General features: G+C 69.3%; 8 protein-coding genes. 1 reads left to right on the top strand and 7 read right to left on the bottom strand.

The genetic code is table 11. From position 1 onward, the window contains the following. The coding region (locus tag VMT40_RS38505) for a (Fe-S)-binding protein (RefSeq protein WP_326364601.1) at positions 1-1,219 on the bottom strand (1,219 nt) is incomplete at its 3' end. Positions 1,220-1,515: 296 nt separating this feature from the next. Between VMT40_RS38505 and VMT40_RS38500 the strand changes: the two genes are divergently transcribed. Next, positions 1,516-2,346 (top strand): hypothetical protein, encoded by an 831-nt coding sequence (locus VMT40_RS38500; RefSeq protein ID WP_326364600.1) that lies wholly within the window; start codon positions 1,516-1,518, stop codon positions 2,344-2,346. A 207-nt stretch (positions 2,347-2,553) separates the two neighbouring features. Here VMT40_RS38500 and VMT40_RS38495 read toward each other — a convergent pair whose 3' ends face one another. From VMT40_RS38495 to VMT40_RS38470, 6 genes are all read right to left on the bottom strand, one after another. Next, positions 2,554-3,387 (bottom strand): NRDE family protein, encoded by an 834-nt coding sequence (locus VMT40_RS38495; RefSeq protein ID WP_326364599.1) that lies wholly within the window; start codon positions 3,385-3,387, stop codon positions 2,554-2,556. Between the two features lie 163 nt (positions 3,388-3,550). Next, positions 3,551-4,897, bottom strand: a complete 1,347-nt coding sequence (locus tag VMT40_RS38490) for a S1 family peptidase (protein WP_326364598.1) — start codon at positions 4,895-4,897, stop codon at positions 3,551-3,553. 149 nt (positions 4,898-5,046) lie between these two features. Continuing rightward, entirely contained in the window at positions 5,047-6,399 is a 1,353-nt protein-coding gene (locus VMT40_RS38485) for a S1 family peptidase (protein WP_326364597.1), read from the bottom strand. 118 nt (positions 6,400-6,517) lie between these two features. Then, positions 6,518-7,627 (bottom strand): hypothetical protein, encoded by a 1,110-nt coding sequence (locus VMT40_RS38480; RefSeq protein WP_326364596.1) that lies wholly within the window; start codon positions 7,625-7,627, stop codon positions 6,518-6,520. A gap of 44 nt (positions 7,628-7,671) precedes the next feature. Next, positions 7,672-10,578, bottom strand: a complete 2,907-nt coding sequence (locus tag VMT40_RS38475) for a LuxR C-terminal-related transcriptional regulator (RefSeq protein ID WP_442790131.1) — start codon at positions 10,576-10,578, stop codon at positions 7,672-7,674. Between the two features lie 13 nt (positions 10,579-10,591). Further along, on the bottom strand, positions 10,592-12,334 hold the full coding sequence (locus VMT40_RS38470) for an Hsp70 family protein (RefSeq protein ID WP_326364595.1): 1,743 nt from the start codon (positions 12,332-12,334) through the stop codon (positions 10,592-10,594). Positions 12,335-12,569: the final 235 nt, after the last annotated feature.

The raw sequence follows: 12,569 nt of genomic DNA, 5'->3' as shown, positions 1-12,569 counted from the left end.
ACTGCTCCACACACGCACCACAGGTCGTGCACGACCACAACACCTCGGGATCGATGACGCCACCCACGTCCTCGCCACCGACCAGCGGACGCTCCGCCTCCGCACGAGCCGCCTCGGAAATCTTCGCTAGCGCACGCTCATTCGGCTTGCCCTCGGCGTCGACCAGACCAATCTCGTCGCCGCCCATGTCTTTACGGCCACCGGCGAGCAGGTACGGGGCCTTGGCGTAACCGTGGTCACGCAGCGACATGATCAACAGCTTGGGCGAGAGCGGCTTGCCGGTATTCCAGGCCGGGCACTGCGACTGGCAGCGGCCACACTCGGTGCAGGTGGTGACGTCGAGGATGTCCTTCCAGGAGAAGTCCTCGAACTTGCCCACACCGAAGGTGTCATTGTCCGGGTCGGCCGTCTCCATATCGATCGGCTTGCCCTTGGACAACATCGGCTTCAGCGCGCCGAGCGCGACGTCGCCGTCGGCCTCGCGCTTGAAGTAGATGTTCGGGAAGGCCGCGAACCGGTGCCACGCCACACCCCAGGTGACATTGCGTCCGACCAGGAGCAGGAAGGTCGCGCCGGAGACCAGCTTGATGAACGCGAAGATCGACACCATGGCGATCGACTCGGGCAGCAGCTTGGCCACCTGCTCGGTGAAGAAGTCACTCCAGGTGTGGGATTCGTGATAGGTGGCGATCTTGCCCGCCTTCACCAACACCATGCCCAGGCCCTCGACGAAAACAATGGCCTCGATCACATACGCGGGCGCGAACCGGGAACCGCTGAAGCGGGACAGACGCTGCGGCACCCGCGGGTGGTTCAGCTGGCGAATGACGATCAGCACCAGAATGCCGACCACCGTTCCGATGCCGAGGATTTCGTCCACCAGGTGGTAGATGCCCCAGGAACCGATGATGGGCCAGTGGAATTCGGGATCGAAGATCTGGCCGTAGGCCTCGAACCACAGGATGAACCCGAGCAGGAAGCCGATCATGACGAGCCAGTGGGCCCAGCCGACCGTACGGAACTTGTTCATGCGCGTGTGCGCGATGAATTCGACGAGCATGGTCTTGAAGCGGGGGAAGAACGGCCGCCAACGATCGGGCGCGGACTGCCCGACCATGACGGTGCGCGCGATATTGCGCACGCCTCCGATGAACGATGCCCAACAGAAGACTGTGAACACCGCCCCAATCGTGCCCAGCGTCACTGTCAGGGCATTCATGTCGCGACCTCTCTTACGGTTCTACGCGCGTCTCGCGAGGCAGCCTGGTTCCACCTCGGGTTGCACGTATCCTAATGGACGGTAAGTTACCCGCCGGTAACTTAACCGTCCAGGGTTTCCCACACCGTAAATCCCGGCAAATCGCAGCCGTAACCAAGGGCAGGCTTACTTTGAAAGCCCCTGTCCTGCAGAAAGAAACGAATCTCGCAAATCGTAGATCGATCGACTAGGCTCACGCTGTCCGACAGCTGTGCGGATCTTCACATGCTCGGGGAGGACTAGTCCTAGCGCGTGGCATGGCCCGAGGGAAGCCGGGCCTCGCGTGGCGAAGTACGCACAGCGGATTACCTGATGACGGAATGGAAAACAACCGAATGAAGCTTCGCAGTACGACTGCGTGCGCTGCCCTGGTCATCGGCGCAATGACCATGGGGATGACGATCGCTCACGCCGACGATGCTCCCGCAAAGCCTGCTGGAATCGACTATTCCACCAAGCTTGCCGACGGAAACAAGATCGTCACCACCCTCAAGAACGGCACCTTCGAGCTCGCCCAGCAGGACGGCGCGACGCCCGAGGACCCGAAGCAGACGTTGGTGAACGTCAAGGATCAGCAGGGTGCCGTTCTGCTTTCCTTCCCGCTGAAGTACAGCGTCTCCGGCAAGGACATTGCCGTGAAGTCGGAAGTCAAGGATGACGGCAAGGTCCTCGAGGTCGTGCCTCAGAAGCCCGCCGACTTCCAGCCCGGCACCGAACCCATTGCGGTTCAGGCTCAGCCGGTCGCCGAACTCAAGGACATCGCCTCGGATGCCGAGAACCAGAAGGCGATGAACGACTTCTCCACCAAGTTCAGCCTCGCCATCGGCATCGGCAGCTTCGTGGGCACCGCGCTCGGCGCGATCATCGGATGCGTCGTGACCTTCGTCGCCGGTTGCGTACCGGGCCTCGTCGCCGGTGCGGGCATCGGTGGCATTCTCGGCACCATCGCCGCCGGTGGACCGACGCTCGCCGCCGCGGGCTTCGACTTGATCAACACCCTGCAGGCGCCCGCCGGTACCACCCGGTGGTCCGACGCCGCGCAGGCCCAGCAGCAGGCCGCCGCTCAGCAGCCGGTCAACCAGAACTGAGATCTCGAGGAAGAAACCATGAACTTCGGCAGCATTCAGACTCTGCTTTTCACCTTGCTCCGCACCCTGTGCACCGCGTCCAGCGGCGGCGCGTCCTGCAGCACCTGGGGCGCTTAATTCCCCACGGTCCGATGGCCCGGCTCCCCTGCGGAGTCGGGCCATCGGCGTATTCGGGATGCGGTGTTCCTCGAGGTAATACGGTGCTGCTCAAGGTAATTCGATGCGCCCCTCGAACGACACCGTGCCCCGATCGCGGCCGAAGCGGGCGAAGGTGCGTTCGGTCATCGAGTAGGTGCCGTCCTCGCGGACGAGAAGCACCGTGCTGCAGCGGGTTCCGTGGACCGGGTGGTTGACGAAGCGGGCGGAGGCGGAACGCTCGGTGAGGCGGTCCAATCCGGTGTTCGGCAGTTCGGCGGTGGGGGCGGGGGTGCGGTCGGCCAGGACGGTCAGGTAGGCGTCCACGTCCTCCGGGGTGGTGGCGGCCACTTCCGCCAGAGCGCGCACTCCGTCACGGACCTTGGGCCAGGCGGGATCCGGGGTGCCGGTCGAGACGCCGCCGTCGGGTTCGAGCGAGCCGACGAGCGTGCTGTTGGACAGCCCGTGGAAGCCCGGGGTCAGCTCGCGCGGGGTGCGCTCGCTCCGATTGCTGTGCCACCACAGCGTTTCCAGATCCGAGACCACCAGGTTGAAGCCGTTGTAGTCGTCGGGGGCGGCGGCCACGCCGCGCGCGAACTTCTCCGGCACCGCGTCACCGCGCAGGAAATCCATGAGCAGCGCGCCGCGGGAGCGGGCGTCGGCGCGGAAGTCGCCGGGCAGGCGCACATTGGTGACCGTCGCGAAGCGGTGTCGGTCGGGTAGCGCGCCGAGCCAGGTGCCGGGGATCGGGCCCGCCGCGCCCAGGTCCCGGCCCGCCACCAGGCCGGGTACCTCGTCCCAGCGCCGCAGCGATTCCGTTGGGCGGGTGAAGAATTCTTCGCGATTGGCGGCCACGATCAACCGGTACTCCGGATGCGCCCGCCACCCGAGCAACACCAAACACATACCCCCAGAATGCCGGAAACGCGCGGTGCCGGGCCACGCCCGATCACTCCCGCCCCACGCCTCCCTGCTGTCCCATCGCTGCCACCAAAGGGCTATCCGGATACCCCGGAACGCGAAAAGGCCGGTAGCTGTTGAGCTACCGGCCTTTTCGAGGGTGCTGTGATTACGAGGTGCGGACCCGCAGCCCCGGGTTGTCGGAGAGCACGGTGCTCACCGGCTGCGCGAACAGCTGCGGGGTGTTGCCGGTGATGAGACCGATCAGGTTGGGGATCTCGCAGATCGGGTAGTCGGCGACCGACGAGGCGCTGGAGATGCCCAGGGCCAGGGTGCCGGTCACCAGCGGGCCGCCCGAATCACCGGGCAGGGCGCAGATATTCGCCGAGAACGACTGGGTGAGCAGGCGGTCGCCGACCTGGACGGTCTGGTCGACGGCGTTCACCACGCCGCAGCTGAAGCCGGTGCGCGCACCCGACTTGCAGACCGGCGCGCCGACCACGGGCACCGCCACGCCGGTGACGGAGATCGGCGCCGCGCCCGGCACGCTCACGAACGGGTTGGAGAAGGCGTCGCGGTAGTCGTTGTTGATGGCGATGATCGAGTAGTCCTGGTTGCCCAGGATCGACTTCTGGAACGTGCCGACCTGCGGGCCGCGGCTGTCACCGACCACCTGGTACACGGCGGGCGAGTTCGCGCCGCCGGTGGCCGGGATGTTCGGGTTGCAGTGTCCCGCGCTGATATTCACGACATTGTCATTGGCGTCGAGGCCGTTGAAGCCGAGCGAGCAGCGCAGCGACATGCGTCCGGCCACCGAGGCGTAGGCGTCACCGGCGGACGCGGCGCGCGGGCCCGCACCGGCGATATCGCTGGCCTGCGGAACGTCCTGGCCCTCACCGCCGGTCGGCGGCACGGACATGACGATCACGCGGGCCGGGTCCACGAAGCCCGGCAGCGGCAGGTCGGGCTTGTCCACCCGCACCGCGATGCTGTTGTTCAGGGTGTCGATGGCCACGCCCCGAATGGCCTTCGACACCGATTCGGGCTGATCCTTGAGCCACTGCTGGAAGGCGTTCTTCTCACCGCGCAGGGTGGTCTCGCTCTTGCTGACGTCCTTGGCGGTGAACCCGGCGTCCTGCACGGCCTTGCGGGCCTGGTCGGCACCGTCGCCGGGGGCCAGCGCCACGATGGCCCTACCGGTCTCGTCCAGCCACGCGCCGCCGAAGACCTGCGGGAACTGGCGCTGCGCGGTGGTGGCGAAGGTGGCCACCTTCTGCGCGGTGTCGGCGCGCTGCAGGTAATCCTGCGGGGAGATCTTCAGGTCGCGGGTGATGGCCGCGATCAGCGAGGCCGGGAGATCCGGGGTCGCGGGGGGATTCGCGGGTTCCGCGTGTGCGCTGGCCGCCAGGGGTCCGGCGACGAGCAGCGTGGTGGCCGCGATCGCCGCAGTACGGACAAGGGTCTGTGGGCGTCGGCCCGCAGAAGGCATGGAGAAGCGCATACGTGGCAGGAGCATGGCCCCGACTATATGGTGTCCGGCCCGTTATGCCTACTTATTGCGAGGTGACGTTTCGGTATTCACCGGGCAAACAGCGGGCATGTCGGATTCAAGCGCAATGGGAAGGATGTCCGATTTTCGCGGATGTCCGCGCACTCGCCCATCCCTCAGGCGTTGGACCGGGTCCGCACCTGAATTCCGCTGCCGATACCGCCACCGGAATTGGCGTCGATATCGGAGAGAATCGCGCGCACCGGGATGCCCAGCGACGCGGTTCCACCGTACTGCGCCAGGGCGGTATTGGCCTCGTTGCAGTTCGGCGCGTCGGCCGCGTTCGAACCGCTGGTGATGCCCAGGGCGAGGGTGCCGGTCACGATGGCGCCGCCGCTGTCGCCGCCCAGGGTGCAGGCGCTGGAGGCGAATCCGCGCACCGTCTTGGACTGGCCCTCGGCGGTGAACAACTGGGTCTCGACCCGGTCGGCCACCACGAAACCGCAGGTGAAGGTGGAGGATTGGCCCGACTTGCAGACCGGCGCGCCGGTAATCGGGTCGGCCACACCGGTAATGGTGAGCGTGGTGCCGTTCGCGCCGCGCACCGAGGGCTGATCCATGCCCGCGCGCACCGCGTCGTCGTTCAGCTTGATGACCGAATAGTCCAGCGCGCTGCCGCCACCCAGATTCGAGGAGACGAAGCTGCCGACCTTCGGACTGGAGGCCAGGTTTTTCACATTCGGGAGATAGACATCCGCGCCGGTGCCTTTCTCGACATTCGGATTGCAGTGCCCGGCACTGATGTTCAGCGCGTTTCCGGCGGAATCCACGCTGTTGAATCCGAAGGAGCAGACATCCACGGTGCGCAGCGCCGAATCGCTGAGCGCGGTCGGCGCGGTGATGTAGGTGTCACCGCCCATGGGGCGACGCTCGACCGGGCCACCGGCATCCGGGGAGAGCATCACCTTGATATTCGCGATCAGGGTGGGCAGATTCAGCAAATGCCCGGCGGGGGTGTTGGCCACGCTGAGCACCAGCTGGCTGTTGAGAAAGTCGATGGCCACCGAATTGATGGCGCTGGACAGATCGATCGGCAGCGCGGCGATCCACATGTTCAGCTGATCGGCGGACTTCTCCAGGCCGTCGGCGCTGATCGGGGCCAGCCGGGTCTGGTAGCCGTCGTCGGCGGCGATCTTGGCGGCATCGAGGGAGGTGACGGCGACGACCGGCTTGCCGTCGGCGCCCACCCACGCGCCCGCGAAGTCGTCGGGGCGCTGGGCGCGGAAACTCGTTGCGTAGTCCCGCAATTGCTGGGCCTTGGCGGCGCGGTCGAGGTACTCGGCGGGCGACATCTTCAGATCGCGCTCGATCGCGGTGACCAACTCGGCCGGAAGGTTCTCGGCGGCAAGCTGATCCGGGGACGCCGGGTCCGCGGTGGCGGTGCTGAGCAAGGGGCCGATCAAGACGGTCGAGGCGAAAGCGACGGTGGCTGCTCGAACCGCGGCGCGACGCGCCATGAACTTGCGCATGGAGTCCCTTCGTAGTGCACCAGCAGACCGACAATCTCCGGATCCGGTTCCGGTTACCCTCCGGAAGATCGGTCAGCGCACCACTTTAGGGCACAAACCACCGAAGGTCTCTACGAAATCAGCGCAGATTCTGTGCCCACGGTGGTTGCGGGATTTCGAAAGTGGGAACCGGCGGGTACTGGTAGATCGGCGGGTACGGGCGAGTCGTGGTCGGCGGCGTGGTGCGGGTGGGACTCGGCGTGGTCGTCGGGGCTTCCGTCGTGGGCGGCGGGGTGGTGGTCGGCGGGTCCGAGGTGACCGGCGCGTCGGCCACATCGGCCGGAGGCGCGGCGGCGGTCGGATTCGTGGAACCGGTCGGCGGCAGCAGCGGTGGGGCCGCACCCGCGCTGCCCGCGGGCTCGGAACGCACCTCGCCGCGCGGCGGTCCGGGCGTGGAGTCGTCCTGCCGCAACACCGCGGCGACGCCGATGCCACCGAGCAGCAAACCGATCAGGGCGGCGGCCGCGGCGATGATGTAGGGCCCGCGATTCGCGCGCGGCGCGTGCGTGACGGCCGCCGCCGGAATCGAGCGGGTGACCGACGGTTCGGCGGCGGTGACGGCCGGGACCGCCTCCGAATAGGCCTGGGCCAGTTCGGAGGACTTGAGGGCGGGCAGCACGTCGGTGACGTCGGAGGCATTGGCGGCGGACGCGGTGGCGTCGGGCGGGGTGAGCCCGGCCGGGGTGGACAGCACCGCCGCCAGCGCCGCGCGCGCGGCTTGATAGGCGAGGGTCTTGCCGGTGTCCGCGTCCGCCGGGGGTAGGTCGCGCTCGGCGACCAGCACCACCGACTTCAGGCCCAGGTAGTCGAGGGCCTCGCGCAGGGCGCGGACATGGGTGTCGGGCCAGCCCGTCGGATGGGTGAGGTAGAACTCGGCCGGGCCGTTGAGGTGCTCGGCGGCCTGACCGATCAGGCAGAAGACGGCGGTCGCCATCAGATCCTCGGCGCGGTACGCCTCGCCATCGTCCACCGGCAGCCCCGCCGGGTCGCCGACCGCGCCGACGAAGCCGCGAATGGAATGCGAATAGCCCTCGGGCGCTTCGCCGCCCAGCACGGCATCGCCGTCCTCCGACATGTGCAGCACGGATTCGCGCACCGTGTAGTGCACCGGGAGTGTGGCGTCATCACCGGTCACCACGGCGACGACGGATTCGTCGTCCGCGATGCGCAGGCCCACCCCAGTGGCCATCCTCTTCTACCTCGCTCGGTGCGTCCGGGTCCTCTCGCGCCGGGTCAGACGAGGAGTGAACCGTGACCCATGGCGCGAAGCATTGACAATAACTCCGAACGCGAGCCCGCACCGATTCGACGCCGCATCCGGGCGACGTGATGTTCCACGGTCTTGGCCGAGATGTAGAGCCGGGCCCCGATCTCCCGATACGTCAAGCCCAGGAGCACCAGCTCGGCGACCTCGCGTTCGCGTTCGCTGAGCACCGTATCGGTGATCGGTTCCGGACGCTGCTGCGGGGCGGCCGGGGCGGCCACCCGCACCGGCGACTCCGGCGGCCGGGCCTGGGCGCGCAGGGTGCGGGCCAGTTTCAGCAGTGCCGTCGCCGTGGCCGAGTCCCCGGCCGCCAGCGCCGCCTCGCTGGCCAGTCGGGCGGCGTCCCAGCGCAGGCCGAGACCGGCCAGCCGGGCCACCGCGGCCTCCACCTGTGCCCGCGCCACCTGCCCGCGCAGCACCAGTACCCAGGTGCGGCCCGCGTCCGCCAGCGCGGCGGCCTGCGGGTCGCCCGCCGCCGCGGCCGTCTTGAGCCGATGGGCGTGCGGCAGTAGCGCTTCCGGGCTCTCCTGGGCGATGGCGGCCTGAATCGCGTACCAGTGGAAGGCATTCGACCAGGCGGGCGGCTGACCGAGTTGGCGCAGCAGCTCGTCGGCGCCGGTCACCAGCGCGGTCAGGCGGGCCTCGTCACGCAGCCGGATACCGGCCAGCCACAGCTCGCCGATCGGCAACAGCGCCAACAGATCCGCGCCGACCTCGTCGAACAGCGGCGCGGCCTGCTGCCAGGCCAGCGACAGGGCGGCGTGATCCCCACTGCGCCGGGCCAATCCGACCAGCACGCCGTGGGCGAGCAGGCGATCGCGCGGATCCAAGTGAGTGAGCTCGACTTCCGTCATCAGGGTGGCGGCGGTGTGCTCGTCGCCGCCCAGCATGGCCACCCACGCGCCCAGCACCAGGCGCTGCGGATCGCGGGCGCTGCCGCGCAGGGCGTCCGCCGCGCGGCGTGGGTCACCCATGCTCAGGCACAGCAGCACCGCGATGGACACCGGCGAACACGGCAGGAAGCGATCGCCGCCGTCGTCGGCGGGGGCGGGGCCGGAATGCGCCGCCTGGATCAGGGCCGAGGCCGCCGACACGGCCGCGCCGCGGTGCGCCAGGGCGGGACTCGCGAAGCGTTGCGCGGCGAGGGTCGTCGGCGTGATGGCGCGCATCTCGCCGGTGAATCCCGTTGGCGCGGAGACGGGTCCGAAGGAGGGCGGGGTAGGGGCCGGCTTCCCGGGATCCACGCCGTGCTGCTGGATTCCGGCCAAGAGCACGCCGGAAGGGCGGGGTGGTTCGGTGCCGGTCGGCCGGTTGCGTTCGGGGGCCGCGGGTTTGGTCGCCGAGTGTCCGGCGATGCCGTTCGGCGGGTGGAAAGCCGATGGCGGCGTGGGATATTCGGCCACCGGCGCGCGACGGGCCGCAGCACGGGCGGACCCGTGCGAGGTCGTGGCATCGCCCGCGACGCCCGGCGATCCGATGGAGTCGAAGAGGGCGTTGGCGATCAGCGCCGCGCGGGAGGTGGCCTCGGTGGGCGGCCACTGCGCGGCGTTCACCGAAAGCATTTGCGCGCCTTGGGCATCACCGGACAGGTACAGCACCGTGGCGGCGACGGCCCAGTCCGGGCCCACCCGCGTGGGGCCGAGCCAGGTGTAGAGCTGGGCGGCTCGCTCGGCCAGACCCCGCCGGGTCCAGACGCCCGCGCAAATGCGCACGGCGGCGGCCAGATCGGCCAGCGGGAGCGCCGGATCGGCCAGGGCCGGTTCGGCCAGGCGCAGGGCGGTGTCGCCGTCCCCGGCGCGGGCGGCGGCATCGGCCCAGCGGACCGCGAGCGCCTCCGGATCCGCACCGGCGGCGGCCGCGGCCGCGTAGTAGCGGACCGCCTCGTCCCCGGCCCTTTCGGCGGCGGCGCACAGGAATTCGGCCAGGCGCTCGTCGCGGACACCGGATTCGGCGAGCAGCAGGGCGGTGTGGTCGCGCAGCAGTCCGGCGTCCAGGCGCGCGTGCAGCAGCCTGCGGGCGACGCTCAGGAAGCGGCGATCCCCGACCAGGGTCCGCAGCGGCGCGACGGCCGGGGCCAACAGCAGATCGGCGTCGGTGACCAGGGCGCTGCCCCGGGCGCGATCCACCAGATCCTGTGCGGCCGTGGCGTTCAGGTCGAGGACCTCGGTGAGTTCACCGGTGTCCAGGCCCGCGCCGATGGCCGCCACCACCAGCGCGTCCAACAGGTCCGGGTCGGCGTCGTCGAGGCGGGCCCGCGCCCAGGACGCGACCGCCTGGTCGACGGCCGTCATGCCCGCGTCCAGGCGGGTGGCGCAGGCGGCGGTCAGGGCCGCCACCACACCGCCGTGGATGCCGCCGGTCTGGCGATGGATGTGCAGGGCCAGGCCGCGCGGCACCATCATGCCCAATTCGCGTGCGAACGGGGCGATCTCGGTCACGCCGAGGGCACGCAGATCGATGACCCGGCCGCGCCGGGCCACCAGATCGGTGAGAGCGCGCAGGCGGGCGTCGTGCGGCCGCGGGCGCAGGCCGATCACGACCGGGAACTCCCCGGCCTCCACCGCGGCGCACAGCAGATCGAACTCGGCCGCGCCCAGACCGTGGGCGTCGTCCACGATCAGGGCGATCCGGACGCGGCCCGGATGCCCGTCCGGGCGGGCACCCGGCGGGCGCAGCGCGTGGGCCGGATTGTCGGTGTGGGGGATGCCGCGCGCCCGCAGCCGGGCGCGGATCGCGCCCAGCAGCGTGGACTTACCGGTGCCGGAACGACCTCGGATGAGGTAGAGCGCCGCGGCGGAATCGTCGGAATCCAGTTCCCGGAATATTTCTCGCGCGCACGGAAGGGAATCCAGCGCCACCGGGGTAATGCCTGTCACGAGGAACCAACTCTCAGCCGCCGATATGCGGAACGACCTGCACCGGTGCCTGCGGAATCGCATTACCGAGCGGATCAACGGCGTTGTTCAGGGCTCCCGTCGGGAGCGAGGGCGAGGGGATGGTGGGCACCTGCGTCGGGGCCTGGGGTTGGGTCTGGGGCGGCTGCTGCGCCTGGGTGGGCGGCTGCTGGGCCGGTGCCTGCGGTCCCCCCGAATTCTGTTGCGGTGCGGGGGTATCCGCCTGGGCGGCCGAGTCACCGGGTGCCGGGCCGCCGGTCGGGGCGGACTTCGCGCCGCCCGGCTGCTGCGCCGATTTGGTCGCGACCACGGGGCTGCCCGCGATCGGGGCCGCGGAGACGGTCGCGCCGCCCGTCGGCGCGGGCGTGTCGAGCGCCACCGCCGAGGTCGACGGTGCCTGGGGCGCACTGGGATTCGTGGAGGACGACTGCGCGCCGGTGCCCATGGCCAGGGTGCCGGTGGCCACCGCGGCCACCGCGAGAGCGGCCGCGCCGAAGACGGCGAGCCGCTTCCACTGGCGGAAGCCGCCGCTCGGTTCCGGGGTCGGCAATTCGGGGAGCAGTGGAACACGCTGGGAGGCAGCGTATTCCGGTGCGTGGCCGGTGTCGCCCCGGGTGGACTCGCCGGAACCGGTTAGCGAATCGGGCCGAACCCGTTGCGGCAGACCGGCCGCGGTGCGGGGGAGCGCGGGCGCGGCGTCGGCCTCGGCATAACCGGAGCGGCCCGCGATGGCCGGGTGCGCCTCGGTGTCGGTGGTGTCGGCGAGCAGGTCGGCGGCGAGCAGGGCCGCGCCGTGCGCGCTCAGGTGGGCCGGGTCGGCGGCGGCCGCGACCGGGACACCGAATTCGGTGGACAGCAGCTCGGTTACCAGCGGGATGCTCGCGCCGCCGCCGGTGAGCAGGAAGCCGTCCAGATCGGCCACGGCCACGCCCGCCCGGCGCAGGGCCTCGCGGACCAGGTCGGTGGAACCGAGCAGGGGGCCGCGCAGCAGTTCTTCGATATCGTCGCGAACAAGTCGTACGTCCAACTGACCCATGCCCGGCAAACGCACGGGCACCACGGTGGCGGTATTTGTGGAGAGACTTTCTTTCGCAATTTTGCAGCGAACGCGGAGTGCGGCCAATTCTTGTTCCACCAATGGGTCGAAAGGATCGAAATCCTTATCGCCGATGGCATGGGCGAGCACGTATCGCATTGTCAGCAGATCGAATTCCGAACCGGCCACCGCGGTGGTCCGTACCGGTTCGCCGAGCAGGCCCGACATGGCGCCCGTGCGGGCGACCGAAACGGTCAGACCGGTGGCTCCCAGGTCGTACACCGCCATCGCGCCGTCGTGGCTGGACTCGTGCACCTCCTGCAGCCAGCGCATGGCCGCGGTCGGCTCCGGAACCAGGGTCACCGCGTCCAGCCCGCCCTCGGCCAGGGCCGCCCGCTGCACCTCCACGGTGTGTTGCGACCACCACGCCGGATAACAGGCGATCACGGCGTCGGCCGGGCCCGCCTCGTCCAGGGTGCGGCCGATGGCCGCGGCCACCAGATCCGCCGCGCGAACAGCGGATCCGTCGCGCGTGCGAATGTCCACGGGATCCCCGACCCGGGACAGAAAACTTTCCGGAACTTCCCGCTCGGCGCCCAGCATGCTGGGCCCCGTATGCACTCTGTGCTGTCCCCCCGAAGTCGTCACGGCGACGGTATTGGACGACCCGACGGTGATGCCGAGCGCCAGCCCCTGACTCATTCGAGTTCCCCTGTCATTTCCCTGACCCGCGTCGGGTGAATCGCGTGCCGTATGAAAGCTCTTCGGTCTGATTTGTACGAATCTTTGGGTTACGCCGGGCGACCCACCGAGCCTGTCGGTAGCTGGGGGGTGGTCGTTACCGATTCCCCGACAGGTATGGGGAAATTCCCCTAATGTCCACCTTCTCCCCTAGGTGTACGTAACCGAAGGGAGGGGAGTTCGCCCCGTTACGCGT

This window comes from Nocardia sp. CDC160 (assembly GCF_035818795.1).
GTDB lineage: Bacteria > Actinomycetota > Actinomycetes > Mycobacteriales > Mycobacteriaceae > Nocardia.
The sequence above is the reverse complement of the archived record's forward strand: the minus strand, read 5'-3'. Positions and strand labels throughout refer to the sequence as shown.